The following is a 26576-nucleotide window of genomic DNA, read 5'->3' as shown; positions in this document are numbered from 1 at the left end:
CTACGGGGCTACGGGGCTACGGGGCTACGGGGCTACGACCAGGCGGCCACCACGTAGCCGACCCCGTAGGGCGCGTCCTCGTACAGCAGCGTGCCGCTCAGGCCAGTGCCCTCGGCGGCGCCCGCGAGGACCTGCCAGGGTGCCCGCCCGGACACCTTCAGCTCGTGGGCCAGTTCCGGATCCAGGGCCCTGAGCGCCGCCAGGTCCGCCGCGCCCAGCGCGCGGGCCGCCTCCGCGTCGAAGGGTGCCGCCCGCTCGTCGAGGTAGCCGGGCGCCTTGACTGTGCGGCAGGCGCTGGCGTCTCCCAGCACGAGCATCGCCACCCGGCCGGCTCGCCCGGCGATGTCCCGCCCGAGGGCGGCGCACCGCTCGGCCGCCAGGAACTCCCCCACGCCGAGCCCTTCGACCGGCGTGGCGGACCACCCCGTCCGCGCCAGCAGCCAGGCACCGACCGCGAGCCCGTACGGCAGCTCCGGCCCGGTCGCCTCGCCGCCCCGGTCGGCACCGAGCCGTACGTCCACGTCCACGCCGAAGCCGCGGAACGATCCGCGGGCGCCCTCGGGGTACCGCTCGGTCTCCTGCGGTCCGGTGCCCTCGGCGGGCCCGACGACCACGAGCAGGTCGGGCCGCGCGGCGGCGAGCCCGCCCAGCGCGTCCGCGCACCTGGCGCGCGCCGGATCGAGTTCTGGCGCGGCGCCCGCGGCGACCTCGGGGACCAGGAGGGGCGGGCAGGGACAGACGGCGGCGGCGACAAGCATGATCGGCAGCGTATCCCCGTCCGCTCTGGAGGGTTTCCGGGGCAGCGCGGTGGCGGGGTCTGGGTCAGCCGACCGACATCGACCTCTGCGCCCGCCCCTCCTCCCTTCCCGGCCTCCCGGCCGCGCGGTCAGTCGCAGCCGCAGCCGCTCGCCACGGCCGGCAGTGGTTCGGGGACGCCGATCTTCGGCAGGCCCAGCAGCACGCCCGTGGACTTGGCGGTCTGTTCCGCCGTGTTGCGCATCTCCCAGGCGTCGCCCGCGCGGGTGCGCCGCATCGCGAGGACAGTGCCCTCCGCGAGCAGGTGGTGCGGGGCGGCGTAGGTGATCTCGACGGTGACCACGTCGCCGGGCCGGACCTCCTGGTCCGGCTTGGTGAAGTGGACCAGGCGGTTGTCGGGGGCGCGGCCGGAGAGGCGGTGGGTGCTGCCGTCCTTGCGGCCCTCGCCCTCGGCGACCATCAGCTCCACGGTGCGGCCGACCTGCTTCTTGTTCTCCTCCCAGGAGATCTCCTCCTGGAGGGCGACCAGCCGCTCGTAGCGCTCCTGGACGACCTTCTTGGGGATCTGGCCGTCCATCTCGGCGGCCGGGGTGCCGGGGCGCTTGGAGTACTGGAAGGTGAACGCCTGCGCGAACCGGGCCTCGCGGACGACGTGCAGGGTCTGCTCGAAATCCGCCTCGGTCTCGCCGGGGAAGCCGACGATGATGTCGGTGGTGATCGCGGCGTGCGGGATGGCGGCGCGGACCTTCTCGATGATCCCGAGGTAGCGCTCCTGGCGGTAGGAGCGGCGCATCGCCTTGAGGACCGGGTCGGAGCCGGACTGGAGCGGCATGTGCAGCTGCGGCATCACGTTCGGCGTCTCGGCCATGGCGGCGATCACGTCGTCGGTGAAGTCGCGCGGGTGCGGTGAGGTGAAGCGGACCCGCTCCAGGCCGTCGATGGTGCCGCAGGCCCGCAGCAGCTTGCTGAATGCCTCGCGGTCGCCGATGTCGGAGCCGTACGCGTTGACGTTCTGCCCGAGCAGGGTGATCTCGCAGACGCCCTCGGCGACCAGGGCCTCGACCTCGGCCAGGATGTCGCCGGGGCGGCGGTCCTTCTCCTTGCCGCGCAGGGCGGGGACGATGCAGAAGGTGCAGGTGTTGTTGCAGCCCACCGAGATGGAGACCCAGGCGGCGTAGGCGCTCTCGCGGCGGGTGGGCAGCGTGGACGGGAACGCCTCCAGCGACTCGGCGATCTCTACCTGTGCCTCCTCCTGCACGCGGGCGCGCTCCAGGAGGACCGGCAGCTTGCCGATGTTGTGCGTGCCGAAGACCACGTCCACCCAGGGGGCGCGTTTCACGATGGTGTCGCGGTCCTTCTGAGCCAGACAGCCGCCGACCGCGATCTGCATGCCGGGGCGGCTCGCCTTCTTCGGGGCGAGGTGGCCCAGGTTGCCGTACAGCTTGTTGTCGGCGTTCTCGCGCACCGCGCAGGTGTTGAAGACGACGACGTCCGCGTCGCCGTCGGCGCTCTCCGGGGCGCGGACGTACCCGGCGTCCTCCAGCAGACCTGACAATCGCTCGGAGTCGTGGACGTTCATCTGGCACCCGTAGGTGCGTACCTCGTATGTGCGGGGGGCGCCCACGGTCTGGCTCCGGTCGATGCTGGTCATGGCAATAAGGGTAGGCGCTCCGCGGCAGTGCCCCGGGCGGCCTGTGGACAACCGCGAAAGCCGCTGGTCAGGGCTCGATGAGGCCGGCTCGGATCGCGTACCGGGTCAGCTCCAGGCGGTCCCGGACGCCGAGCTTCTGGAGCAGGTTGGCGCGGTGCCGTTCGACGGTCTTGGCGCTGATGAAGAGGAGTTCGCCGATCTCCTTGGAGGTGTGTCCCTCGGCGACGAGCTTGAGGATCTCCTCCTCGCGCTCGGTGATCGGCCGCGCGGGCAGTCCGTCGCCCCGGTGCAGGCGGTCCAGATAGGCGCGGACCAGGGCGCGCTCGGCGCCCGGGTAGATGAACGGCTCGTCGCGCACGGCGGCCCGGCACGCCTCCACCAGGTCGCGGTCGGCGACCGATTTGAGCACGTAGCCGCAGGCGCCCGCCTTGAGGGCCTCGAAGAAGTACTGCTCGTTGTCGTACATCGTCAGGATGAGTATGCGCAGGTCGGGCAGGCGGCGGGAGAGTTCGCGGGCCGCCTGGAGGCCGGTCGTCCGGGGCATGGCGACGTCCAGGACGGCGAGGTCCACGCCGCCGGACCGGGCCGCCGCGACCGCCTCGGCGCCGTCCCCGGCCTCGGCGACGACCCTCAGGTCGGGTTCGCCGTCGAGTATGAGGCGCACACCGCGGCGCACCAGGGTGTGGTCGTCGGCGAGCAGGACGCGGATCGGGGGCGGCGGGGAGTGGATGGTCATCAGCGGTCTCCGGGCGCGGTGGGCGCGTTCGCGCGGGGGTCGGTTCCGGTCATTGCGGCGGGCGCGTTCGCGTACGGGTCGGTCCAGGGCGGGCCAACCTCCACGCGCGCGTACGGGCCGGTCCCGGGCGTACCGGCGGGCACGCGCGTGTGGAGGTCGGTCGCGGGCGTACCGGCGGGCACGCGCGCGTACGGGTCGGGGGCGGCGGGGTCCGCGGGTACGCGCGCGTACGGGTCGGTGCCGGCGAGGTCCGCCGGTACGCGCGCGTGGATGTCAGTTCCGCCGGGGGCGACAGGTACGCGCAGGCGTACGTGGGTGCCCCCGTCCGGGCCGGGTGCCACCGACAGGTCGGCTCCCACCAGCAGGGCGCGTTCCCGCATGCCGCCGATACCGGCCCCCTCGGGGGCGCCGCCGATGCCGGTGCCGTTGTCGCGGACCAGGAGTTCGACGGCGTCGGGAAGCCGGCGCAGGGTGACGTCGGCACGGTCGGCGGCGGAGTGCCGGGCGGTGTTGGTCAGGCCCTCCTGCGCGACCCGGTAGAGGACGAGTTCCGCCTCCGGGGAGAGCGGGGGCAGTTCGCCGGGGACCTGGTGGCGCACGGTGAGCCCGTGGTGGGTGAACTCGGTGGCGAGCGAACGCAGGGCGCTGGCCAGGCCCAGTTCCTCCAGCACACCGGGGCGCAGCCGGCGGGCGATGCGCCGGATCTCGTCCAGTCCGGCCCGGGTCGCCTCCTGGGTCTGGCCCACCTCGTCACGCAGTTCGGCGGGCACCCGGTCGGCGACCCGTTTGAGCTGGAGCAGGACGGCGGTGAGGGTCTGGCCGACCTCGTCGTGCAGTTCCCGGGCGATGCGGTGCCGCTCGCGTTCCTGGGCGTGCAGCGCGTGGGCGGCCCCGGCGGCGCGTTCCGCCTGGAGACGGTCGAGCATGGTGTTGTACGTCGCGATCAGCACGGCCGCCTCGGCCGGGCCGGAGACCTCCGGGCGGGTTCCGGGGCGCAGCAGGTCGGCGGTGGACATCGCGTGGCCCAGCCGTCGCAGCGGGGTGAGGCCGACCCGCAGCACGATCGCGTTGCCGATCAGCAGCGCGGCGAGGCCGCCGAGCAGGATCAGTGCCTCGTGCGGCAGCACGGGGGTGGAGACCGTGACCGGTCCCAGCAGCAGCGCGGTGGCCAGCACCAGGCCGGTGGCGTTGAGCGAGAAGATCCGCCAGAACAGCGACACGGTCTGCTTCCCGCTCCCTCCGTCACTCGCGGACGCGGATTTCGCGGCCGCCGGTCCCGGGGCCGCCGGTCCCGCCCACGACGCCGCCGGGAGCAGTCTCCGTACTCCCGGCCGGTTGCGTATATCCGTCACGACACCCATATCGCCACCGTACGCGCGGATGACAGCATGGCGACGCGCCACCGGATCCCATGGGCACCGGGGCGCCGCACAGCACGAGAACGAACGAGGGGAAGCCACGTGTCCGCTCCACGCCTGAGGGCGACGCCGCTGCCCGGCATCGGGGTCCAGTACGACCTGGTCACCCGGGAACACCGCCAGCTGTCGGTGGTGGCGCACCGTGACGGCGCCCGCACGGTCAACGTGTACCGGGCCGACGACCCCGACTCCTGCGCGCAGTCCCTGAAGCTGACGTCCGCCGAGGCGGACGCGCTGATCAACGCGCTGAAGCCGTCGCACCAGAGCGCGAGCCTGCTGGGCGCCTCCGGTCTCGGGCTGGTGGCCGAGCGGATCGAGGTGGCCGCGACCTCCCACTGGAACGGGCGGGTGCTGGGCGACACCAGGATGCGGACCGAGACCGGCGCGTCGATCGTGGCCGTGCTGCGGCACGCCGAGGCGGTCCCGTCCCCGGCCCCGGACTTCCGGCTGATGGGCGGCGACCTGGTGATCGTCATCGGCACCCGAGAAGGCGTCGACGCGGCCGCGGCGATACTCGGGCGGGAGTGACCCGGTGCACGGTTCCGCGGTACTGCTGATCGAGTTCGGTTCCATCATCCTGGGCCTCGGCCTGCTCGGCCGGTTCGCCGGGCGGTTCGGGCTCTCTCCCATACCCCTGTACCTGCTCGCCGGGCTGGCCTTCGGCGAGGGCGGGCTGCTGCCGCTGGGCGCGAGCGAGGAGTTCGTGGCGACCGGCGCCGAGATCGGCGTCATCCTGCTGCTGCTGATGCTGGGCCTGGAGTACACGGCCGGTGACCTGGTCACCAATCTGAAGTCGCACTATCCGGCGGGGCTGGTCGACTGCGCGTTCAACGCCCTGCCGGGCGCGGCGGCGGCGCTGCTGATGGGCTGGGGCCCGGTCGCGGCCGTCGTCCTGGCCGGTGTCACCTGGATCTCGTCGTCCGGTGTGATCGCCAAGGTGCTCGGTGATCTCGGCCGGGTCGGCAACCGGGAGACCCCGGTGATCCTCAGCGTGCTGGTCCTGGAGGACCTGGCGATGGCGGTGTATCTGCCGATCGTCACGGCGCTGGTGGCCGGTGCCGGGCTGATGACGGGCAGCGTGACGCTGGCGATCGCGCTGGGCGCGGCCGGGATCGTGCTGTTCGTGGCGGTCCGCTACGGCCGGGTGATCTCCCGGTTCGTCTCCAGCGACGACCCGGAGAAGCTGCTCCTGGTCGTGCTGGGGCTGACCATCCTGGTCGCGGGTGTGGCCCAGCAGCTCCAGGTGTCGGCGGCGGTCGGCGCGTTCCTGGTGGGCATCGCGCTGTCCGGGGAGGTCGCGGAGGGCGCGCACACGCTGCTGAGTCCGTTGCGGGACCTGTTCGCCGCCGTGTTCTTCGTCTTCTTCGGGCTGCACACCGACCCGGCGAGCATTCCGCCGGTGCTGCTGCCCGCCTTCGCGCTGGCCGTCCTCACCGCTCTGACGAAGATCGCCACGGGGTACTGGGCGGCGCGGCGGGCCGGGATCTCGGTCAAGGGACGCTGGCGGGCGGGCGGCGCGCTGGTGGCCCGCGGCGAGTTCTCCATCGTGATCGCGGGGCTTGCCGTCTCGGCCGGTATCGAACCGTCCCTCGGCCCGCTGGCGACGGCGTACGTGCTGATACTGGTCATCCTCGGTCCTCTCACCGCCCGGTACACCGAGTCGGTCGCGAGCCTGCTGGCCCGCCGCCGGAACGCCAAGCGGGACCGCCGCCCGGACCTCCCCGAGGAGACACCCCGGCCGGCCGACGCGGAGGCGTCGGTGGCCGAGTGAGAGGCGGGGCGGCCCGGCGTCGGTGGCCGAGTGAGAGGCGGGGCGGCCCGGTATCGGTGGCCGAGCGAGGGGCAGGCGGCCCGGCATCGGTGGCCGAGTGAGAGGCAGGACAGCCCGGCGTCGGTGCCGGCTGAGGGTCGGGTCAGTCCGGCGTCCACCCCTGCCGCCGCAGCACCCCCGCCACGTCCGGTGCCTCGTAGTGCTCGCCCTTGAGGACCTTGCCGTCGGCCCTGCGGCTGATCTGCCCATCGGGGCCCAGCTTCGTCATGTTGGACCGGTGGATCTCGGCGATCACCGCGTCCAGGTCGATGCCGTGCACCAGGGCCGTGCCGTAGGCGACGTAGACCACGTCGGCCAGTTCGTGCGCGAGGTGGTCCAGCGGTCCTTCGACGGAGACCTCGGCCACCTCCGCCGCCTCCTCGGCGAGCAGTTCGCCGCGGTGGGCGGCCAGGCGCGGATCCACCCGCGCCGGGGTGTCGCGGGCGTCCAGCCCGAAAGTCCGGTGGAAGACCCGGACCAGGTCAGCGGGGGACGGACTCGCGCCGTCGATGAAGGACGAACTCATGCGACCGACTGTAACGACCGCCTGTGACAATCCGGCCCCGCCCCCGGCCGCCCTGGTCAGCGGGCATGCGGGCTGGCAGGATCGCGCGCATGCCCACGCTGTTCTCCCGTATCGGCACCCGCCGGGCCCTGCTGGGCGCGACGGCCGCCGCCGTCGCGTTCGGCCTGCTGCTGTGGTGGCTGCTGCCGCTGGGCGAGAAGCCGCCGACGGGGACGATCACACTGGCCACCGGCACCCGCGCGGGGGTCTACCAGAAGTACGGCGAACTGCTGCGCGAGGAACTGCGCAAGGACATGCCGGGGCTGAAGGTGAAGCTGCGCACCAGCGCGGGGTCCCAGGAGAACGTCGCACGGGTGGCGACCGGCCAGGCCGACTTCGCGATCGCCGCGGCCGACGCGGTGGAGACGTACGGCTACGACGACCGGCCCGGCGCCGACCGGCTGCGCGGGGTGGCGCGGCTGTACGACGACTACGTACAGCTGGTCGTCTCCGCCGACTCGCCGATCCAGTCGGTCGCCGACCTGCGGGGCAAGCGGGTGGCCATCGGGCTGCCGGACTCGGGCGTGCGGCTGATAGCGACCCGGCTGCTGAAGGCCGCGGGCATCGATCCGCAGACGGACATCACCGCGCGGGCCGACGGCATCGACACCGGCCCCGAGCGGCTGGGGCACGGGCTCGACGCGTTCTTCTGGTCGGGCGGGCTGCCGACGGACGGGCTGGAACGGATCGCCAAGAAGCCGTCGTTCCGGTTCGTGCCGATCGAGGCGAAGCTCGTCGCCAAGCTGCACGACCAGGCGGGACCGACTCGCTACTACCGGGCCGCCGCCATGCCGGAGTCGGCCTACCCCACGGTCCAGAACGGGTACGCGGTGCCGACGATGGCGGTGTCCAACGTACTGATCACGCGGGAGGACGCCGATCCCCGGATCACCGAGTGGCTGACCCGGACGGTGATCGAGAGCCGGGACGGCATCGGGGCGCACGTGCACTCGGCCCAGTTGGTCGATCTGCGCACGGCGATCTACACCGACCCGCTCCAGCTCCACGAGGGCGCCCGGCGCTACTACGCGTCCGTCAAGCCCTGACCGGCCCTCAGGGCGCGCTTCTCGGCACTGCCACGGTCACCTTCAGTCCGTGCGGACGATGGTGCTCGTAGGCCATCGTGCCGCCGCCCGCGGCGAGCAGGGCGCGGCAGATGGACAGGCCGAGCCCGGAGCCCTTGATGTTCTGGTGCCGGCCGCTGCGCCAGAAACGGTCGCCGACCCGGGAGAGTTCCTCGTCGGTCAGACCGGGGCCGCGGTCGGCGACGACGACGGTCGAAAGGACGCCGTCGGAGGCGACCGTGACCTGCACGATCTCGCCCTCGGGGGTGAACTTCACCGCGTTGTCGATCACCGCGTCCAAGGCGCTGGAGAGTGCCACCGGGTCCGACCAGGCGGTGGTCGGCGGGCAGTCCCCGGCCAGCACCACGCCCTTGGCGGCGGCCGTCGGCGACCAGGCCGCGACCCGCTCGGCGGCCAGCGCGCCGATGTCGGTGACCTTCAGGTCGGGCTCGGTGTGCTCGGCCAGCGCCAGGTCCAGCAGGTCGTCCAGGACGTGGGCCAGCCGCTTGCCCTCGGTCTGCACGGAGGCGATCTCCGCGTTGCCCTCGGGCAGTTCGAAAGCGAGCAGCTCGATGCGGAGCAGCAGCGCGGCCAGCGGGTTGCGCAGCTGGTGGGAGGCGTCGGCGACGAAGGCGCGCTGCTGCTCCAGCACGTCCTCGACGTTGTCCACCATCTCGTTGAACGACCGGGCCAGCCGCCGCAGTTCCGGCGGTCCCCCGGACGGGGCGACCCGGGACTTGAGGCGGCCGGTGGCGATGTCGTGGGTGGTGGCGTCCAGGACGCGGACGGGGCGCAGCACCCAGCCGGTGAGCCGCAGGGCGGCGCCGACGGCCAGTAACATCGCGGCGATCTCACCGGCGGCGATGACCAGCCAGCCGTCCAGGGTGCGCGACCGCATCGGACCGGTGGGCGAGTCGGTGACCACCACCGCGACCACGTCGCCGTCCCGGATGACCGGTGAGGCGACCACCAGCCGGCCGTCCTCCCAGGGCCACACCTGCTCCGGGTCGTGGCTGCGGCGGCTGAGCAGCGCCTCGTCGAAGGCGTCGCGCGCCTCGCCCTCCTGGGGGAGGAACCAGGTCGTCGGGGCATTGGCCATGGGGATGTGATTGGTGTAGAAGACGGCGGCCCGGATGTCGTAGACCTCGTAGTAGCTGATCAGTTCGCTCTGCAGGGTCTCCAACTGCTCGGTGGGGGTGGTGCGCGACCCGGAGGGCGCGTCGCCGACGAACTGGGCGAGCGCCGCGAACCGCGCGGTGTCGTCGATGCGGTCGACGACCGTCTCCTGCTGCTCGGCCCGGGCCACGCTGACGGCGAGCGGCACCCCGAACGCCAGCAGCATGGCCGCCAGCAGGACGATCAGCAGCGGGAGGAGTCGTGCGCGCACCTGGACCCGCTACGCGACGGGGGCGACGAGCCGGTAGCCGACGCCGCGCACCGTCTCGATCAGGGCCGGCCTGCGCAGCTTGGCGCGCAGCGAGGCGACGTGCACCTCAAGGGTGCGCCCCGTCCCCTCCCAACTGGTGCGCCACACCTCGCTGATGATCTGTTCCCGGCGGAAGACCACCCCGGGGCGCTGGGCGAGCAGGGCGAGCAGGTCGAACTCCTTGCGGGTGAGCTGGACGACCGTACCGTCCACCCGTACCTGGCGGGTGGGCAGTTCGATGTGCACGGCGCCGAGGCGCACCTCGTGCTCCGCGCCCGGCGCGTCCTCGTGGACGGTGCGCCGGCTGACGGCGTGGATCCGGGCCAGCAGTTCGCCGGTGTCGTACGGCTTGACCACGTAGTCGTCGGCGCCCAGGTTGAGGCCGTGGATGCGGGAGCGGACGTCCGCGCGGGCGGTCACCATGATGACCGGTGTGGCGGTGCGCTTGCGTATCTTGCCGCAGACCTCGTAGCCGTCCTGGTCGGGCAGGCCCAGGTCGAGCAGGACGACGCCGAAGCCGTCGCTCTCGGGGACCAGCGCCCGCAGCGCCTCCTCGCCGCTGCGCGCGTGGGTGACGTCGAAGCCGTGCCGCGCCAGGATCGCGGACAGGGCGGCGGCGACATGGTTGTCGTCCTCGACGAGCAGCAGTCTCATCCGGTCCCCCTTCGGTTCATCCGCCGTACGCTCGGCACGGGTACAAACGACGTCGGTACGCGCGCGTACCCGTGCAGTCACGCTGATGGACAGGGACGGCGTCAAGGGGGTTCCGGTTGCGGAAACCCCGAAGTTATCCGGCCGATATGCGCCCTGCTCGCAACTGCTACGACACGTGTCCGATTGCTATCGGATCGTGATGCTCAGATCTCCCTCAGATGTAATGACGCAGGTCGTCCGGCCTCACTACTGTCCTCCAAAACCGAGGAGGACGGAGCCTCAGAGCGATGACCGAAGTATCGGTGGCCAAGCAGGACGTGGCCGCAACCGGCGATCTGGTCGTACTGAAGAATGTCAACAAGCACTTCGGCGCGTTGCACGTGCTCCAGGACATCGATCTGACGATCGCCCGCGGCGAGGTCGTCGTGGTGATCGGGCCCTCCGGGTCCGGTAAGTCCACGCTGTGCCGCACCATCAACCGCCTGGAGACGATCGACTCCGGCGCCATCACGATCGACGGCAAGCCGCTGCCCCAGGAGGGCCGGGAGCTGGCGCGACTGCGGGCCGACGTCGGCATGGTCTTCCAGTCCTTCAACCTCTTCGCGCACAAGACGGTGCTCGACAACGTCATCCTGGGCCAGGTCAAGGTCCGCAAGGCGGACAAGAAGCAGGCCGAGGAGAAGGCCCGCGCCCTGCTCGACCGGGTCGGGGTCGGCGCCCAGGCGGAGAAGTACCCCGCGCAGCTCTCCGGCGGCCAGCAGCAGCGCGTCGCGATCGCCCGCGCGCTGGCCATGGACCCGAAGGTCATGCTCTTCGACGAGCCGACCTCGGCGCTGGACCCGGAGATGATCAACGAGGTCCTTGAGGTCATGCAGCAACTCGCCCGGGACGGCATGACGATGATCGTCGTCACGCACGAGATGGGCTTCGCCCGGTCCGCCGCCAACCGCGTGGTCTTCATGGCCGACGGCAAGATCGTCGAAGAGGCCACGCCGGACCAGTTCTTCAGCAACCCGCGCAGCGATCGCGCCAAGGACTTCCTGTCGAAGATCCTGCACCACTGACGCCGCTGCTCCGCCGGCTCACGTCACCCGCGCTTGACGGCCCCATCTGCTCATCTGAACACAGTCGAAGGATGTTCACCATGAAGCTCCGCAAGGTCACCGCCGCCTCGGCCACCGTGCTCGCCCTCGCCCTGTCCGCCACCGCCTGCGGCTCCGGCGACGACGACAGCGGCTCCTCCGGGGACAGCAAGAAGATCACCATCGGCATCAAGTTCGACCAGCCGGGCCTCGGCCAGAAGACGCCGGACGGCTACGCGGGCTTCGACGTGGACGTCGCCACGTACGTCGCCAAGAAGCTGGGCTACAGCGAGGACCAGATCGAGTGGAAGGAGGCGAAGAGCGCCGACCGCGAGACCATGCTCCAGCGCGGTGACGTCGACTTCATCGCCGCCACCTACTCGATCACCGACGAGCGTGCCGAGAAGGTCGACTTCGCCGGCCCGTACCTGCTGGCCCACCAGGACGTGCTGCTGCGCGCCGACGACAGCAAGATCAAGGCGCCGGAGGACCTGAACGACGCCAAGCTGTGTTCGGTCACCGGCTCCACCTCGGCGCAGAACGTCAAGGACAAGCTCGCGCCCAAGGCCCAGCTGCAGAACTACCCGACCTACTCGGCCTGTCTGACCGGTCTCCAGAACGGCGCCATCGACGCGCTGACCACGGACGACTCGATCCTCGCCGGTTACGCCTCGCAGTCGCAGTTCAAGGGCAAGTTCAAGCTCGGCGGCTTCAAGATGACCAACGAGAACTACGGCATCGGGGTCAAGAAGGGCAGCGACCTCAAGGCCAAGATCAACACGGCGCTCGAGGCCATGGTCTCCGACGGCGCCTGGGACACGGCCGTGAAGGACAACCTCGGTCCGGCCGACTACAAGAACGAGCCCGCGCCGAAGATCGGCGACATCAAGAGCTGAGGCAGCGCCTGACAGGGTGCGCCGTCCCGGGTGGGGGCGGCGCACCCTGTGCGGGCACCCCTACACGCGGAAGCGCGGGAGATCGTGTTCGACTTCTTGGAAGACTACGACCTGCTGGGAGCCTTCTGGACGACGGTGCAGCTCACCCTGCTGTCGGCCGTCGGCTCCCTGATCTGGGGCACTCTGCTGGCCGCCATGCGCGTCAGCCCGGTCCCGCTGATGCGCGGTTTCGGGACCGCGTACGTCAACATCGTGCGGAACATTCCGCTCACCGTCATCATTCTGTTCTCGTCCCTGGGCCTGAGCCAGACCCTGGGCATCTACCTCGGGGCCGAAGGCAACTTCGAGTCGCTCAACTTCCGGCTCGCCGTCCTCGGCCTGATCCTCTACACCTCGTCCTTCGTCTGTGAGGCGCTGCGCTCCGGCATCAACACGGTGCCGGTCGGCCAGGCCGAGGCGGCCCGGGCCATCGGCCTCAGCTTCGGCCAGGTGCTGTCCCTGGTTGTGCTCCCCCAGGCGTTCCGCTCTTCCGTGACGCCGCTGGCGAACGTCCTGATCGCGCTCACCAAGAACACCACGGTGGCCGCCGCGATCGGGGTCGCCGAGGCGGCGCTGCTGATGAAGGAGATGATCGAGAACGAGGCCCAGCTGCTGCTGATCTCCGCGATCATCGCCTTCGGTTTCGTGATTCTGACGCTGCCGACCGGTCTGATCCTGGGCTGGGTGGGCAAGAAGGTGGCGGTGAAGCGATGAGCTCCGTTCTCTACGACGCCCAGGGCCCCCGGGCCAAGCGGCGCAACATCGTCCTCACCGCGGTCTTCGTGGTCGCCGTCGCCGCCCTGCTGTGGTGGGTCATCGGCACGCTCCAGGACAAGGGCCAGCTGGAGTGGGCGAAGTGGGAGATGTTCTTCACCGGCACCGAGGCCTGGTCGACGTACATCTGGCCGGGCCTGGAGAACACCCTCAAGGCGGCCGCCCTCGCGGTGGTGATAGCGCTGCCGCTCGGCGCCGTGTTCGGCATCGCCCGGCTGTCGGACCACCGCTGGGTGCGGGTCCCGGCCGGCATCGTGGTGGAGTTCTTCCGCTCCATCCCGGTCCTGGTCCTGATGATCTTCGGTCTGGCGCTGTTCGCCGAGTACACCGACGTCAGCTCGGACGACCGCCCGCTGTACGCGGTCGTCACGGGTCTGGTGCTGTACAACGCCTCGGTGCTCGCCGAGATCGTCCGGGCCGGCATCCTCACCCTGCCCAAGGGCCAGTCCGAGGCCGCGATGGCGATCGGGCTGCGCAAGGGCCAGCTGATGCGGCTGATCCTGCTGCCGCAGGCGGTCACCGCGATGCTGCCGGCCATCGTCAGCCAGCTCGTCGTGATCGTGAAGGACACCGCCCTCGGCGGCGCCGTCCTCACCTTCCCCGAGCTGCTGTCCTCGGCCAACACGATGAGCGGCTACTACGGCGCCAACACCATCGCCAGCTTCACGGTGGTGGCCGTGATCTACATCGCGATCAACTTCGCCCTCACCAGTTTCGCGAGCTGGCTGGAGCGCCGGCTGCGGCAGGGCAAGAAGTCGACCGGCGCGGTCCTCACGGTCGACGACAACCAGCCGACCGCCGGGGCGATGGCAGCCTGACGGCCGGACACACGGTGGCACGGACGGGGGCAGTGGCGTGATCGCCACTGCCCCCGTCCGTGCCGGCGTGGACCTCCTGGTCGGTGTCGCTGTCGCTTGACGGGGGAACCGGCAATGGGTTGCATACGTTCTGTGATCGTGCACCCTGCTCAAACGTCCTGTTCACCCGTGTCCCAGTGGGCACCGCAGCGGGCAGGGGGCGCCGCGCCGTGGACCCGGTGATCATCGTCGGAGCGGGGCCCGTCGGGCTCACGCTCGCCCTTGCCCTGGCCCGGCAGGAGGTGCCCTGCGTCGTCCTCGACGAGGGACCGGGCAAGGACGAACCACGCCCCGCGCGCACCGTCGTCCTCCCCGAGGACACCGTCGCCCTGCTCGAACGGCTCACCGGTACGCCGCTGACCCAGCTCGGTTTCCGTTGGGCCGGATGGCGGTCGATGCGGCGCAAGCAGGTGACGCGCGAGATCACGTTCGACGACACCGCCCCCGCCCCGCTGCACCTCGCCCAGCATCTGCTGACCGGCGCGCTGCGCACCGCCCTGGCCCGCGAGTCCCTGGTGAAGATCGCCGCGGACAGCCGCCTGGACGCCGTCGAGCAGGAGCCGTCCGGTGTCACCGTGCACACCCGCGGCCCCAAGGGCACCTGGTGGCGCGGCAGTTACCTGATCGGCTGCGACGGCCCCCGCTCCACCGTGCGCAAGCTCCAGGACATCCGCTTCCCGGGCCGTACGGCGGTGGAACGGCACGCCGTCGCCGCGCTGCGCACCGAACTGCCCTGGAGTGAAGAAGCGTTGCTCCACCGCTCCCCGCCTTGGCGTACGTCCGGCCCGGCGGCCGGCGAGATCGCCGGCCGCCCGCTGCCCGACGGGGTGTGGCGGCTGGACTGGCTGCTGCCGCCCGGCAAGGACCTGGTCACCCCCGAACTGCTCGTCTCCCGCGTCCGCGAGACCCTCGCCGGCTGGAACGGCGGAGACACCCCGGCCTACGAACTCCTCGACACCGGCGTCCATACCGTCCACCACCGCCTCGCCCGCCGCTGGCGGGTGGGCCGGGTGCTGCTCGCCGGGGACGCGGCCCACCTGCTCGGCTCGCTGGGCACCCAGGGCCTCGACGAGGGGCTGCGGGACGCCGACAACCTGGCCTGGAAGCTGGCGGCGGCCTGGCACCACGGACCTGGCCCGAACGACGCCCTCCTCGACAGCTACCAGGCGGAACGGCGCACCGCGGTCGCCGCCCGGCTGCGCGCCGCCGACCAGGCCCTGCCGCTGCTGCGCGGTGGCGGCGGACTGCGCGGATACGTCCCCGGCTCGGCCCGGGGGCACGACGCGCTGCTCACGGACGGTCACTTGGGGCGCGGCGCGCTCGGTGCGCCGGGGGCGTACCCCGATTCACCGCTCGCACCTCCGCACCTCGACGGGCGGACAACGGTCGGTACGGCGCCCGGTGCGCAGGTCAGCGACGTACGGGTGACCGCGGAGGACGGTGCCTTCGTCCGGCTGCGCGACCGGCTGGGGCGCGGGGCGCTGCTGGTGGTACTGGTCGCGCCGGGCACCGGCGTGTGGGAGCGCAGGCACTGGGTGACCGCCGGCGTCATGCCCCGGCTGGCCGCGGCGGTGACCGCGCTGCCGTACCGCGCCGAGCTGCTGGTCGCCGAGAGCTACCCGGGCGCCGGCGCCCACACGGTGCTGCTGGTACGGCCCGACGGACACCTGGTCACGGCGTTGAACGGGGTGCGTCCGGCCGACCTGTACACGGCGGCCGAGGCCGCGCTGGGCAGGGCGGCGGGCTCGGCGCGGGAGGCTTCGGCGGCGTCGGCTTCGGCGTCCGCCGCCACGTCCGCGTCCGCGGCTTCCGGCTGAGACCCCACTCATCGTCACCGCACCGTCCGCATGGTGACGGTGAGTTGACCGGTCCGCACGGTCATGGTGTACTCCGGACCATGACCGACACCGATGTGCGCCTGTGGCGGAGGGTCCATATGGACCTCGTCCGCTATGCGGGCTGCGTGTGTCGTCCGTCCTGCTGAATTCGCCTCCCTCTTCCTCGCGCGCGCCGTTCCGCACGCCGCCGCGCGCTCCCGCGAACTTCCAGGACGGTAACCGTGTCTGTCTCCACCCCTGCTCCCACCCCTGCACCCAGCCCTTCCGCCGCCTCCGCCGCCGCGGCGCCGCGTTCGGCCGCGCCCACCCAGGCCGAGCTACTCGCCTTCGCCCGCCGGGCCGCCGCCGACACCGCGCTCGTCGCCTCGCTCCCGCTCGACCCCCAGGGCCGGACCTGGGTACGGCTGGAGGGGCCGGGCGGCAGCGAGGCGTGGCTGATCGGCTGGCCGCCCGGCACCGGCACCGGCTGGCACGACCACGCCGACTCGGTGGGTGCGTTCGTGACCGCGGCCGGCGAGCTCAAGGAGAACGCGCTCGCCGCCCGGCTGCCCACCCACGCCTGGCGCACCCTGGAACTGGCCGACGGCGTCGACCGGGAACGCCGGCTGTCGGCCGGGCAGGGACGCGCCTTCGGCCGGCACCACGTGCACGAGGTGCTCAACGAGTCCCCGGACCAGCACGCCGTCTCGGTCCATGCCTACTACCCGCCACTGCCGCTGATGCGCCGCTACAGCCGCACCGGCCCCGTACTGCGCCTGGAGCAGGTCGAACGCCCGGAGGACTGGCAGTGACCGGCCCGGACGGGTCTGGCAGCCCGGACGGGCCCGATGGGCCTGACGGGGCGCCTGGCGGACACGAAAGGGCAGGACGCGCGGGCACCGCGAGGCCGGAGGAGGCCGCCCGGCACGAGGGGATCGACGCCCTGCTGGAGCGCGTACGCCGGGGTTACCAGCGGATCGAGCCCCGCGAGGCGTACCGGGCCGCCGAGGCGGGCGAGGCCCTCCTGGTCGACATCCGGTACGCCGCACTGCGCGAGCGGGACGGCCTGATCCCCGGCGCCCTGGTGATCGAGCGCAACGAACTGGAGTGGCGGCTGGACCCCCGGGGCAGCCACCGCGTCCCCGAGGCCACCGGCCACGACCTGCGGATCGTCGTGCTGTGCAACGAGGGGTACGCCTCCAGCCTGGCGGCGGAGTCCCTGCACCGTCTGGGGCTGCGCCGGGCCACCGATCTGACCGGCGGCTTCCAGGCCTGGCGGGCGGCCGGGCTGCCCGTCCGGCGCCCACCGGCTCAGCCGTCGGAGTCGCAGTAGAACGGGGCCGTGTCCGCCGTGCTCTTGGTGATCAGCCGGATCGGCGTCTTGGCGATCTTCTCCGCCGTCCGGCCGCGCAACAGGGCGATGGTGTTCCGCACGGCCAGTTCCCCGGTCTCACCGGCCGAGTTGGAGACGGTCGCCGAGAACCGTCCGTCCTTGAGCGCCGCCAGCGCCTCGTCGGTCCCGTTGACCGTCACGATCCGTACCCCGTCGGCACCGGCCGCGTCGAACGCCTCGCGGGCGGCGAACGCCATCTGCTCGTTCGCGACGAAGGCGTAGTCCAGGTCCGGATGGTCCCGGATCATCGCCGCGGCGACCTTCCGGGCCTGGTCGGCGTCATACATGCCGGGCTGGGTGTCGACCACCCGGACGTTGCCGGGCAGCGCCTTGGTGAAACCGCCGACGAGCAGGTCGGAGGCGGCACCGGGGGCCCCGGCGATCACCCCGGCCCTGGCCGGGCGGCCCGCGGCGTCCCGGTCGATCCACTGGGCGTCCAGCCGGCCCACCGCCTTGAGGTCGACGACGACGGCACCGAGGATGTCGGACGGATCGGTACTGACCGACGTCAGGAAGACGGGGACATCCGCTTCCTTCGCCATGGCGACACCGCGCTCGAGCACGTCCGTGCTGACCGTCTGGAGGATGATCGCGTCGACCTCGCGGGCGATCATGTCCTCGATGTTGGACAGTTCCGTCGCGGCGTCCTGCCGGGAGTTGGCCGTCACCAGCGTGGCGAAGTTGGTCCTGGCCGTCAGCTCGACGGTCTTCTGGAGGCACTGGTGGAACTCGCTGTCGCCCCCGTTGACGAACCCGAGGGTGAGCCGGCCGTCGACCGAGGTCCCCGAGTCCGCGTCGGAGAACACGCCGCACCCGCTCAGCAGCAGACCCGCGCTGAGCAGCAGAGCGAGGGATGCGCTCCGGGACGGGGCGGGCATCCGGGAGGGAACAGGCATTCGGGGCGGGCTGGAAAAGGGCATGGCTGAGGGCACGGCGGGCTGCCTTTCTGGACACGGAGAAGATCCGTGCGGGTTTCAGCCCTCCGACCGGAAATCCAGGGGGGCGGCGCATGCGCGACGTCACGGCTCGGGCACCCGCGCGACGGCAGCAGACGGTACAGCCGCGTGGGGAAGGGTGACCCTTCCGGGAACGCAAGGTAATCGTGCGCCGCGAGTGGGCTCGGCCCACCCCGTCAGAACGACGTCCCGTCCCCGTCCCCGAGGAACTCCGTGTCCTCGCCCTCCTCCTCCAGCGCCTGGCGGACCACCCTCAGGACCATGCCCTCCGGGTAGCCCTTGCGAGCCAGCATGCCCGCGAGCCGGCGCAGCCGCTTGTCCCGGTCGAGCCCGCGGGTGGACCGCAGTTTCCGGGCGACCAGCTCACGCGCGGTCTCCTCCTCCTGCTCGGAGTCGAGCTGCGAGACCGCCTCGTCGATGAGGGCGGAGTCGACGCCCTTGGTCCGCAGTTCCCGGGCGAGCGCACGCCGGGCCAGTCCCCGGCCGTGGTGCCGGGACTCCACCCAGGCGTCCGCGAAGGCACCGTCGTTGATCAGACCGACCTCCTCGAACCGGGACAGCACCTCCTCAGCGGCGTCCTCGGGGATCTCCTTCTTGCGCAGGGCGTCGGCGAGTTGCTTGCGGGTGCGCGGGGTCCCGGTGAGCAGGCGCAGGCAGATCGCCCGTGCCTGCTCGACCGGGTCCCGCGGAGGCTCCCCCTGCTCGGCCCTCGACGAGAGAGTGGTGCCTCCGTCCTCAGCGGGCCCGTCCCCGCGGTCGCGCGCGCGCCGCCCCCGGGAACCGCCCGTAGCCCTGGCCCCCGCCCGGCGACCGCCCCGGCGCGCCCTGCCGGCACCGCGTGCGCCACTGCCGTAGCCCTCGCCGTCCTCCGTCCCTCTCCTATAGGGCCCGTCCGGCTCATCCCTCCCGCCGGCCCCGAATCGCTCGTCGGCCTCGTACTCCCCGTACAGCGCCTCGGCACCGAACGGCGGCGCCCCGTCGTACGCAGCCGGACCGTCGTACGAGGCCGAGCCACCGAACGAAGCCGGACCGTCATACGTAGCTGAGCCGCCGTACGAGGCCGGACCGTCATACGAGGCTGAGCCGCCGTACGAGGCCGAGCCGCCGAACGGCGGCGGACGACGGCGCCCGGCCCCCATACCGTCGACCGCCCCCACGGCGTCACTGCCGTCGCCGTATCCGTCTCCGTGCCCGTCCCCACCCTCCCGGGTGGAGCCCTCGTCGTCCCGGCCGTCCCGCCCGCGCCGCCGCGCCGGGGTGGCCGGGTAGGCGTCGTACTCGGCCCAGTCGGTTCGTCGTGTCACGGGTCAGCTCTTGGCGGCCGCGGCCTTGGTCTTGGTGACCTTGGCGGCGGGCGCCGGCACCGTGGTGGCCCCGTCGGCCGGCGCGGCGGGGACCGCGGCGGCGTCCGTACCCGGCTCGGCGGCCGGCTCCTCGGGACGTGCCCCGACGCCCAGCTTCTCCTTGATCTTCCGCTCGATCTCGTTGGCGAGGTCGGGGTTGTCCTTCAGGAAGTTACGGGCGTTCTCCTTGCCCTGGCCGAGCTGGTCGCCCTCGTACGTGTACCAGGCACCGGCCTTGCGGACGAAGCCGTTCTCCACGCCCATGTCGATCAGGCCGCCCTCGCGGCTGATGCCGTGGCCGTAGAGGATGTCGAACTCGGCCTGCTTGAAGGGGGGTGCGACCTTGTTCTTGACGACCTTGCAGCGGGTGCGGTTGCCGACCGCCTCCGTGCCGTCCTTCAGTGTCTCGATGCGCCGGATGTCGATGCGCACCGAGGCGTAGAACTTCAGCGCGCGGCCACCGGTCGTGGTCTCCGGGGAGCCGAACATCACGCCGATCTTCTCGCGGAGCTGGTTGATGAAGATCGCGGTGGTCTTGGACTGGTTGAGCGCGCTGGTGATCTTCCGCAGGGCCTGGCTCATCAGCCGTGCCTGGAGACCGACATGGCTGTCGCCCATCTCGCCCTCGATCTCCGCACGCGGGACGAGCGCGGCGACGGAGTCGATGACGATGAGGTCAAGGGCACCGGAGCGGACCAGCATGTCCACGATCTCCAGGGCCTGCTCGCCGTTGTCCGGCTGGGAGAGGATCAGGTTGTCGATGTCGACGCCGAGCTTCTTGGCGTACTCGGGGTCGAGGGCGTGCTCCGCGTCCACGAAGGCGACCTGGCCGCCGGCCTTCTGTGCGTTCGCCACCGCGTGCAGGGTCAGGGTCGTCTTGCCGGAGGACTCCGGACCGTAGACCTCCACCACGCGGCCACGCGGCAGGCCGCCGACACCGAGGGCCACGTCGAGCGCGGTCGACCCGGTCGGAATGACCTCGATGGGGTCGTTCGGCCGGTCACCCATGCGCATGACCGCGCCCTTGCCGAATTGCCGTTCAATCTGTGCGAGAGCGGCGTCCAGGGCCTTCTCGCGGTCGGTTCCTGCCATGGGTTCCACCCGATTTGCTTGAGTCGATCGCTTCACGCCAAAGACGCTAACGCCTGCCACTGACAATGCGCCCCGACGCAGGTCCGACCTGTGGATAACTCGGGTGCATATCCGTCCATAGTCAACCGAATCGCCCATCGCGAGCGTCCGTCGACGCTTCCATATGAATGGATGTTCGATTTTCGTGTCAAGCGCACCACTCGTCCCTTCCCGCCCCTCCCGGGGCCGCGCCGCGGCCCCGCGGCCGCTCAGGAAGACCCGCTCAGGAAGACCCGCTCAGGAAGGCCCGCTCAGGAAGGCCCGCTCAGGAAGAGCCTCTCCGGGACCGCTGTGCGGACCACCTGGCCCACACCCGCCGCGCCCGCGTGAAGGCCCCCGGCCCCGCCCCTAGGTCCCGGCGCCCGTGCACCCGGGGGTCGTCCGTGACGTCGTACCGCTTGATGTAGGCGCCCAGGAACGCCTGGAGCGTGGCGACCGCCGGGATGGCGATCAGGGCGCCGACGGCGCCGAGCAGCGCGGTGCCCGCGACGACCGAGCCGAAGGCGACCGCAGGGTGGATGTCGACGGTCTTCGAGGTCAGCTTGGGTTGCAGCACATAGTTCTCGAACTGCTGGTAGATCACCACGAAGACCAGCACCCACAGCGCGTACCAGGGGTTGACCGTGAAGGCGATCAGCATCGGCAGGGCGCCCGCGAGGTAGGTGCCGATGGTCGGGATGAACTGCGACACGAGCCCCACCCACACGGCGAGCGCGGGCGCGTAGGGCACCTCCAGGATCTCCAGCAGGATGTAGTGCGCCACGCCGGAGATCAGCGCCATCAGACCGCGCGAGTACAGGTAGCCGCCGGTCTTGTTCACCGCGATCTCCCACGCGCGCAGCACCTCGGCCTGCCGGGCGGGCGGCAGGACTGAGCAGAGCGCGCGGCGCAGCCGTGGTCCGTCGGCGGCGAAGTAGAACGCGAACAGGGTGATCGTCAGCAGTTGGAAGAGCCCGCCGAGGACCTGGGCGGACACGTCCAGGACTCCGGTGGCGCTGTTCTGCACGTAGTTGCGCAGCCAGTCGGAGCGGAGCAGGCCCTCCTGGATGTCGACCCGTCGCAGCTCGGTGTGGAAGTGGCCGTTGACCCAGTTGATGACGGAGTCGAGGTACTCGGGGAACTCCTCGACCATCTTGACGATCTGGCCCGCGAGCATGGAGCCGAGCAGCGTGACGAAGCCCGCGGCGGCGATCAGCACGGCGAGGAAGACCAGGAAGGTGGCCAGCCCCCGACGCAGCCCCCGCGCGGCCATCCAGCTGACCGCGGGCTCGATGGCGAGAGCCAGGAAGAACGCGATCAGGACGTTGATCAACAGGCCGGTGAGCTGGTGGAAGGCCCAGCTGCTCAGCTGGAAGACGGCGTAGAGCGTGAGGGCGAGCACCATGGCCCGGGGCAGCCAGCGCGGCATGCGGGCGGCCGGCCCGGCGGGACCCGCCGGAGGACCGGCGGGCGGCGTCGGGCCGGACGGGGATGAGTGCGGGGCTTCCCGCCCGGTCTCGTCAGTGGATGCCACGGTCCCAGTTTCGCGCACGCCACCGACAGCCGGATGCCGTCCGGTGATCTTCGTGACGATTCAGCGCTGCTCTTGTGGCACGTTCATGACCGAGCACACCACGCGCCACACGTCCTTCGCCTCCCAGCCGGAATTAAGCGCCTCGTTCACCGTGCGCCCGCCCAGCTCCGCCATCACGTGGTCGCGCGCGAAGGTGTCGGCGTACCCGGAACCGAAGTGTTCCGCCATCCGCTGCCAGAAGACCGTCAACCGCATGCATCCCACTCCATACCCATCATGACCTGCTAGTTCTCCGTCCTTCACACCCCCTCACGACCATCAGGGGGGTTTCCAGGGAGTTTGCCTCTCCGCTGAACCAAGCATCCATGGCGGCGCGACCTCGCGTGCCGGCGTCGGGCATGAAGTGCGTGTATGTACGCAGAGTAAAGCCAGGGTCGGCGTGCCCAAGCCAGCGGGCGAGGGAGACGACCGACTCACCGGCTTCGAGCTGGACGCTGGCGTAGGTGTGGCGCAGGGCATGGAAGCCGAGTTCGCGTGACGGCTCCCACTTGGCCCCGGTGGAACCGTCCGTTCTGCCGATGAGTCCCGCGGAGGCGAGCGCCGGCTTCCACAGACGCGTGTTCCATGTGTCCCGATTGCATGCGCGCCGCTGCCGAGTGGCCAGGAAGAGTGAATAAGTACGCGGGGCCCAGTCGACGCGCTGCCGTTCGTTCTGAGGTTCGTAAGGGCTCGCCCACGGCAGTTTCACCTCGACCGGCTGCCAGCGCTTCGCGTGCTGTTTGATGCCGGCCAGGACACCGGGCGCCGCATCAACCTCTCGCGTCTTGCCCCCCTTGGGCAGCGCGAAGAAGAGGCGGCCGTCGATCATGCAGACCTGCCGCCGGACATGCACGATCCCGGCTTCTGAGTCGATGTCCTCCGGGGGCAGTCCGAAAACCTCGCCTTGACGCAGGCCGAGCCCTACCCCCAAGTCAACCGCAAGGCGGTACTGCTCCGGGAGCCCAGCGCGTACCCGCATCGTCTGCTCGCGCGACCAAGCCCGCGCCTTCTGAACGGGCTTGGCCGGTGGCCGAGCGGTGCGGCTCCCCTTCATCGGATGCTTGACCAGCCTGCCGTCCTCCACGGCGGCCTGGAGGATCGTAGAAAGATGTCCCCAAGTGGTGCGGATCGCTCCTGGCGCCAAGGTCTCCTCCATCCGGGCAACCCACTCCCGTAGGACTGGCGCGGTGATGGCGTTCAAGGGCTGCGATCCGAGCGCGGGGAGAACGTGCCCCCATATTCGCCGACGCGCCGCGTCTCGGGTGGTGGCGGCGTACCGCTGGTGCGGCCACCACTGCTCCTCCACGTACGAGCGCAGCAGGATCGTTCCTTCACGCGGGTCGACGAACTCCTGCCGCGTCACGTCGGTCTGAGCGTGGGCGAGCCACTGCTTGGCGTCGGTGAGCTTGGTGAAGCTGCGGGCGCGGACACCAGGTATACCGGCAACCTTGTAACGCTTGCCCTTGCCGTAGAGCTTGGTCTTCTCCTTGGTTCGCTTGCTGATCCAGCGGTCTTCTATATGTCCTGGCACGTACTTGGCACTCCCTGGCGAGATAGAACGGCACTAATCTCGTGTGACTTCAGCCACATTAATTACTGGCGAGTAGGGATGCAGCGGGACACATCTGGGACCGAGAAGGATGGAAAGCAACTGCAGCTCTACAGACCTGGGGTATGAGGCTTCCTCACCCGAAGATTCTGCCACGCGTACACCGACACAGCCCACTAATGTTGCCTTCGAAGGCAGTCACTCAACGATCTCCTTCAAAAGGATTTGTAGACGCCTCTGGAGGGTCTTGAAATGGGCGAATCGACGCTTACGCTCGAGCACACGCCAATTTGGCGATTGCTGGCGCCTCCCCAGCTCGCCGAGCTGCTCGCAGTGTCGGACAAAACGCTACGTAATTGGCGGAATAACGGTAAGGGGCCGTCTTACATCAAGCTCGACGGCGGCGCCGTCCGCTACCCGGTGCGAGACGTGTGCGCCTGGCTCGATGAGCAGCACCATTTCTCTGTCCGCTTGGATGCACACCGCACTCACGAAATGCGTCCGATGGAGCCAAAGAGATTTCTCGACGCCGCCTGATCCGCTCACTCCGATCCCTCACACAGAGGGGTGCTGACCCGAGACCTGGCCACACTGAGCGATGCATCAGGCATCGTTGTCGAGCTGGAATGCATCAGGCGGGACATGACGACCGACCCACAGGGAGCCATCGGGGCGGCCAAGTAACTAATCGAGGCACCAGCGAAGATAGCGCTCCGCGAGCTGAACGCTCCCATGCTGATTGCAGTCTTGATTTCGGTTATTTTTTCGAGGATGTCCGCATCCGAGTTACTGCCCATTTTGACCCCATATATTCCGATGAAGGTGTTGCCTCCGTGGTGGTTGGGTGTTATGTTCGACCCGTCGCATTATCTCTCTGATGAGATATAGACAGGGGAGGGTGAATTGTGATTTTCGCGGGAGCGGTTCTCATATGCCTAGGATTGCTTTCGATATTCGCACAGTCGGGCAGCTTCTTGGAGCACCGTCGACTGCAGGCACTGAAACATCATGGCGTAGACGGACAGGCGGTGTACGCCTTCCATGAGTACGTGACCAATTCCCATCGGGTATTTCTCGACATCTGCCTCCCGGAGGGACAGCCGAGAGCCAGGTTCCATGAGTACATGCAGGCATTGCCGGGTCCCGAGGGCACGGTCGTGCCGGTTGTGTATGACAGTCGGAAGCCGAAGCGGGCGAAGGTGGGAGTACGGGCGGAATTGGACTACGAGTTCGAGTTGGTGAGTGTTCTTCTGCTCGGTGCCGGCGGCCTGGTGCTCATCGGTATAGGGACGGTGCTCTGCCTCATCGGTGCGCTGGTCTGACGTGTCGACCGCGACGGCACGGCCTGCCGTCACATGGTGCGGGGTGTGGCGAGTCCGCGGACCTTGTTGCGGTAGGCGCCTATCTGATCGTTCAGTTCGCGCATCGCGTCCGTGACGGCGGTGATGCGCTCTTCCGAGGGGAGGGCGACCGACTGGGCGGTGGTAGTGGCGTTAGCCTCCTCGCCCGGCTTCAAGCCCTACTTTCGGCTTGCCGTTCGGCTTCACCTGGCCGTCCGCTAAGGGTTGTCCCGTAACGATCTTGGAGTTGGTGGAGGATAGGTCGGTCGCTGCGTCCCCCTGTGCTTACCCGGCGAAGGTGAGATTGTGCAGGCGAGCGATGCCGAGCATCGCGTGATGAACGCCGTCCCCTTTGAGCCGGCAGTCGCGCAGGATCTTCCAGCCCTTCATGCGGGCGAAGGTGTGCTCGACGCGGGCCCGGACCTGCTTGTGGGAGTGGTTGTGTGCCTCTTTCCAGGCCGGGAGGTCCTCGCCTTTGCGCCGGCGGTGCGGGATGACCAGTCCGGTGCCTTGGTAGCCGCCGTCTGCGATGGTCATCGTCTTGCCGACGGCGGCCTTGGCACCGGATTCTTCCCAGCCGCGGGAGTCGTGCCGGTTGCCCGGCAGGGGTCGGCCGACCACGACGACCAGGCGGGTATCGGCGTCGATGACCACCTGATGGGCCGTGGAATAGCGGTAGTTCTTGGACTGCTCAGCGATCGTGTGGTCACGGGTGGGAACCAGGGTGCCGTCCACGATCAGGACTGTGTCCTTCGCGAACCGCTTGCGGGGCTGGAGTGCTAGGTCGTGTCCGCAAAGTGGTTGGGGCGTTGGTCTGTTCGTGGTGCGTCGTCATGAGCTGACTGATGAGTCGTGGGCGGTGATCGGACCGTTGCTGGCTCCGTCGCGTATGGGGAGGCCGGTGCGGGACCGGCGCCAGGTGGTCAACGGGATTCTGTGGAAGCTGTCCACGGGTGCCGCCTGGCGAGACCTGCCTGAGAGGTACGGGCCCTGGAAAACGGTCTACGAGCGCTTTCGCCGCTGGTCGGCCGACGGGCTCCTGGGACCGGCTCCTCGCCCACGTCCAGCAGCACTGCGATGCGGTCGACTGGACGGTCGTGTGCGTCGACTCCACCACGGTTCGGGCCCATCAGCATGCGGCCGGGGCACGAAAAGGGGGCAATCGCTCTGGCCAGGTGAAGCGATCGGCAGGTCCCGAGGCGGGCTGACCACGAAGATCCACCTGGCCTGCGACGGGCAGGGCCGACCACTCGCCTTCACCCTGACCGCCGGGAACGTCAACGACTGCACCCAGTTCGAGCAGGTGATGGCTCGCATCAGCATCAGCCGACGCGGGCCCGGCCGGCCCAGAACACGACCCGAGCGCGTCGTCGCAGACAAGGGCTATTCGTCCACCAGGATCCGCTCCTACCTCCGGCGCCGGGGCATCAAAGCAGCGATCCCGGAGCGCATCGACCAGATCAACGGCCGTATCCGCCGGGGCAAGAGCCTCTGCCGTCTCGACCGGGCCGCCTACCGGCGCCGCAACATCGTCGAGCGCTGCTTCAACAAGCTCAAGCACAGCAAAGCCCTGGCCACCCGCTACGACAAACGCGCCCGCCACTACGAAGCCATGGTCACCATCGCCTGCCTGCGACTCTGGCTCCCCTGACTTTGCGGACACGACCTAGGGCCAATGCCGTTGTCTTTGCTTGCGGCGTAGGCTCGGTGGTGGCTGCTGGGGGTGGTTCGGGTGTCTGCGAGCGTGTCGGAGTTATCGGGCCTGGG

27 protein-coding genes and 2 pseudogenes are annotated in these 26576 nt (G+C 70.2%); 14 read left to right on the top strand and 15 right to left on the bottom strand.

Annotated elements, in window-relative coordinates; all coding sequences use genetic code 11:
* Window positions 1–32 precede the first annotated feature (32 nt).
* The 4 genes and pseudogenes from AB0G32_RS16065 to AB0G32_RS16050 form a co-directional block, all read right to left on the bottom strand.
* Window positions 33–758 (bottom strand): class III extradiol dioxygenase subunit B-like domain-containing protein, encoded by a 726-nt coding sequence (locus AB0G32_RS16065; protein WP_361162949.1) that lies wholly within the window; start codon window positions 756–758, stop codon window positions 33–35.
* A 128-nt stretch (window positions 759–886) separates the two neighbouring features.
* On the bottom strand, window positions 887–2407 hold the full coding sequence (miaB, locus tag AB0G32_RS16060; RefSeq protein ID WP_361162947.1) for a tRNA (N6-isopentenyl adenosine(37)-C2)-methylthiotransferase MiaB: 1521 nt from the start codon (window positions 2405–2407) through the stop codon (window positions 887–889).
* A 67-nt stretch (window positions 2408–2474) separates the two neighbouring features.
* Window positions 2475–3143, bottom strand: coding sequence for a response regulator transcription factor (locus AB0G32_RS16055; protein ID WP_361162945.1), 669 nt, complete (start codon window positions 3141–3143; stop codon window positions 2475–2477).
* A 290-nt stretch (window positions 3144–3433) separates the two neighbouring features.
* A pseudogene (locus AB0G32_RS16050) lies at window positions 3434–4363 on the bottom strand (HAMP domain-containing sensor histidine kinase); the annotation flags it as partial.
* A 240-nt stretch (window positions 4364–4603) separates the two neighbouring features.
* Here AB0G32_RS16050 and AB0G32_RS16045 point away from each other — a divergent pair.
* On the top strand, window positions 4604–5089 hold the full coding sequence (locus AB0G32_RS16045; RefSeq protein ID WP_361162943.1) for a TrkA C-terminal domain-containing protein: 486 nt from the start codon (window positions 4604–4606) through the stop codon (window positions 5087–5089).
* Window positions 5090–5093: 4 nt separating this feature from the next.
* A complete protein-coding gene (locus AB0G32_RS16040) occupies window positions 5094–6332 on the top strand; it encodes a cation:proton antiporter (protein WP_361162941.1) in 1239 nt (412 codons plus the stop codon).
* 142 nt (window positions 6333–6474) lie between these two features.
* Here AB0G32_RS16040 and AB0G32_RS16035 read toward each other — a convergent pair whose 3' ends face one another.
* The gene (locus AB0G32_RS16035) at window positions 6475–6897 is read right to left on the bottom strand and encodes a MazG nucleotide pyrophosphohydrolase domain-containing protein (protein ID WP_361162939.1); all 423 of its coding nucleotides are present in this window, start codon (window positions 6895–6897) and stop codon (window positions 6475–6477) included.
* An 89-nt stretch (window positions 6898–6986) separates the two neighbouring features.
* Here AB0G32_RS16035 and AB0G32_RS16030 point away from each other — a divergent pair, with 89 nt between their 5' ends.
* On the top strand, window positions 6987–7982 hold the full coding sequence (locus tag AB0G32_RS16030; RefSeq protein WP_361162937.1) for a TAXI family TRAP transporter solute-binding subunit: 996 nt from the start codon (window positions 6987–6989) through the stop codon (window positions 7980–7982).
* A 7-nt stretch (window positions 7983–7989) separates the two neighbouring features.
* Here AB0G32_RS16030 and AB0G32_RS16025 read toward each other — a convergent pair whose 3' ends face one another.
* Window positions 7990–9387 carry a HAMP domain-containing sensor histidine kinase gene (locus AB0G32_RS16025; protein WP_361162935.1) on the bottom strand — a complete coding sequence of 466 codons (1398 nt, stop codon included), beginning with the start codon at window positions 9385–9387 and terminating at the stop codon, window positions 7990–7992.
* Between the two features lie 9 nt (window positions 9388–9396).
* The gene (locus AB0G32_RS16020) at window positions 9397–10080 is read right to left on the bottom strand and encodes a response regulator transcription factor (RefSeq protein WP_361162933.1); all 684 of its coding nucleotides are present in this window, start codon (window positions 10078–10080) and stop codon (window positions 9397–9399) included.
* Between the two features lie 287 nt (window positions 10081–10367).
* Here AB0G32_RS16020 and AB0G32_RS16015 point away from each other — a divergent pair, with 287 nt between their 5' ends.
* From AB0G32_RS16015 to AB0G32_RS15980, 8 genes are all read left to right on the top strand, one after another.
* Window positions 10368–11144 carry an amino acid ABC transporter ATP-binding protein gene (locus tag AB0G32_RS16015; RefSeq protein WP_361162931.1) on the top strand — a complete coding sequence of 259 codons (777 nt, stop codon included), beginning with the start codon at window positions 10368–10370 and terminating at the stop codon, window positions 11142–11144.
* Window positions 11145–11224: 80 nt separating this feature from the next.
* Complete coding sequence (locus AB0G32_RS16010) at window positions 11225–12058, top strand: glutamate ABC transporter substrate-binding protein (RefSeq protein ID WP_361162929.1); 834 nt, start codon at window positions 11225–11227, stop codon at window positions 12056–12058.
* An 84-nt stretch (window positions 12059–12142) separates the two neighbouring features.
* Entirely contained in the window at window positions 12143–12811 is a 669-nt protein-coding gene (locus tag AB0G32_RS16005; protein WP_361162927.1) for an amino acid ABC transporter permease, read from the top strand.
* Complete coding sequence (locus AB0G32_RS16000) at window positions 12808–13689, top strand: amino acid ABC transporter permease (RefSeq protein ID WP_361162925.1); 882 nt, start codon at window positions 12808–12810, stop codon at window positions 13687–13689. Before AB0G32_RS16005 ends, AB0G32_RS16000 begins: the two co-directional genes overlap by 4 nt.
* 209 nt (window positions 13690–13898) lie before the next feature.
* The gene (locus tag AB0G32_RS15995; protein ID WP_361162923.1) at window positions 13899–15545 is read left to right on the top strand and encodes an FAD-dependent monooxygenase; all 1647 of its coding nucleotides are present in this window, start codon (window positions 13899–13901) and stop codon (window positions 15543–15545) included.
* An 80-nt stretch (window positions 15546–15625) separates the two neighbouring features.
* Complete coding sequence (locus AB0G32_RS15990) at window positions 15626–15712, top strand: putative leader peptide (protein WP_311605579.1); 87 nt, start codon at window positions 15626–15628, stop codon at window positions 15710–15712.
* Window positions 15713–15787: 75 nt separating this feature from the next.
* On the top strand, window positions 15788–16357 hold the full coding sequence (locus AB0G32_RS15985) for a cysteine dioxygenase (RefSeq protein WP_361162921.1): 570 nt from the start codon (window positions 15788–15790) through the stop codon (window positions 16355–16357).
* A gap of 122 nt (window positions 16358–16479) precedes the next feature.
* Window positions 16480–16878 (top strand): rhodanese-like domain-containing protein, encoded by a 399-nt coding sequence (locus AB0G32_RS15980; protein WP_361163165.1) that lies wholly within the window; start codon window positions 16480–16482, stop codon window positions 16876–16878.
* Here the strand turns inward: AB0G32_RS15980 and AB0G32_RS15975 are convergent.
* The 6 genes from AB0G32_RS15975 to AB0G32_RS15950 all read right to left on the bottom strand — a co-directional run bounded on the left by AB0G32_RS15975 (window position 16857) and on the right by AB0G32_RS15950 (window position 23451).
* Window positions 16857–17834, bottom strand: a complete 978-nt coding sequence (locus AB0G32_RS15975; protein WP_361162919.1) for a sugar ABC transporter substrate-binding protein — start codon at window positions 17832–17834, stop codon at window positions 16857–16859. The genes AB0G32_RS15980 and AB0G32_RS15975 overlap by 22 nt on opposite strands.
* A 236-nt stretch (window positions 17835–18070) precedes the next feature.
* A complete protein-coding gene (recX, locus tag AB0G32_RS15970; protein ID WP_361163163.1) occupies window positions 18071–18844 on the bottom strand; it encodes a recombination regulator RecX in 774 nt (257 codons plus the stop codon).
* Between the two features lie 357 nt (window positions 18845–19201).
* Window positions 19202–20329 (bottom strand): recombinase RecA, encoded by a 1128-nt coding sequence (gene recA / locus AB0G32_RS15965; protein ID WP_361162917.1) that lies wholly within the window; start codon window positions 20327–20329, stop codon window positions 19202–19204.
* A gap of 304 nt (window positions 20330–20633) precedes the next feature.
* Window positions 20634–21881: an AI-2E family transporter gene (locus AB0G32_RS15960; RefSeq protein WP_361162915.1), complete on the bottom strand. Its 1248-nt coding sequence runs from the start codon at window positions 21879–21881 to the stop codon at window positions 20634–20636.
* Between the two features lie 60 nt (window positions 21882–21941).
* A complete protein-coding gene (locus AB0G32_RS15955; RefSeq protein ID WP_361162913.1) occupies window positions 21942–22136 on the bottom strand; it encodes a DUF3046 domain-containing protein in 195 nt (64 codons plus the stop codon).
* A 19-nt stretch (window positions 22137–22155) separates the two neighbouring features.
* Window positions 22156–23451, bottom strand: a complete 1296-nt coding sequence (locus tag AB0G32_RS15950) for a tyrosine-type recombinase/integrase (protein ID WP_361162911.1) — start codon at window positions 23449–23451, stop codon at window positions 22156–22158.
* 270 nt (window positions 23452–23721) lie between these two features.
* Here AB0G32_RS15950 and AB0G32_RS15945 point away from each other — a divergent pair, with 270 nt between their 5' ends.
* Window positions 23722–24006, top strand: coding sequence for a helix-turn-helix domain-containing protein (locus tag AB0G32_RS15945; protein WP_361162909.1), 285 nt, complete (start codon window positions 23722–23724; stop codon window positions 24004–24006).
* A gap of 368 nt (window positions 24007–24374) precedes the next feature.
* Window positions 24375–24791, top strand: a complete 417-nt coding sequence (locus AB0G32_RS15940; protein ID WP_361162907.1) for a DUF3592 domain-containing protein — start codon at window positions 24375–24377, stop codon at window positions 24789–24791.
* Between the two features lie 29 nt (window positions 24792–24820).
* Here AB0G32_RS15940 and AB0G32_RS15935 read toward each other — a convergent pair whose 3' ends face one another.
* Together AB0G32_RS15935 and AB0G32_RS15930 are read right to left on the bottom strand one after the other, a co-directional pair.
* Window positions 24821–24985, bottom strand: a complete 165-nt coding sequence (locus AB0G32_RS15935; RefSeq protein WP_361162905.1) for a hypothetical protein — start codon at window positions 24983–24985, stop codon at window positions 24821–24823.
* Window positions 24986–25094: 109 nt separating this feature from the next.
* Window positions 25095–25592, bottom strand: a pseudogene (locus AB0G32_RS15930) (transposase); the annotation flags it as partial.
* Between AB0G32_RS15930 and AB0G32_RS15925 the strand changes: the two are divergent.
* On the top strand, window positions 25510–26460 hold the full coding sequence (locus tag AB0G32_RS15925; RefSeq protein ID WP_361162903.1) for an IS5 family transposase: 951 nt from the start codon (window positions 25510–25512) through the stop codon (window positions 26458–26460). The pseudogene AB0G32_RS15930 and the gene AB0G32_RS15925 sit on opposite strands and share 83 nt — an antisense overlap.
* The last annotated feature ends 116 nt before the right edge of the window (window positions 26461–26576 follow it).

The organism is Streptomyces sp. NPDC023723, assembly GCF_040639815.1.
GTDB lineage: Bacteria > Actinomycetota > Actinomycetes > Streptomycetales > Streptomycetaceae > Streptomyces.
The sequence above is the reverse complement of the archived record's forward strand: the minus strand, read 5'-3'. Positions and strand labels throughout refer to the sequence as shown.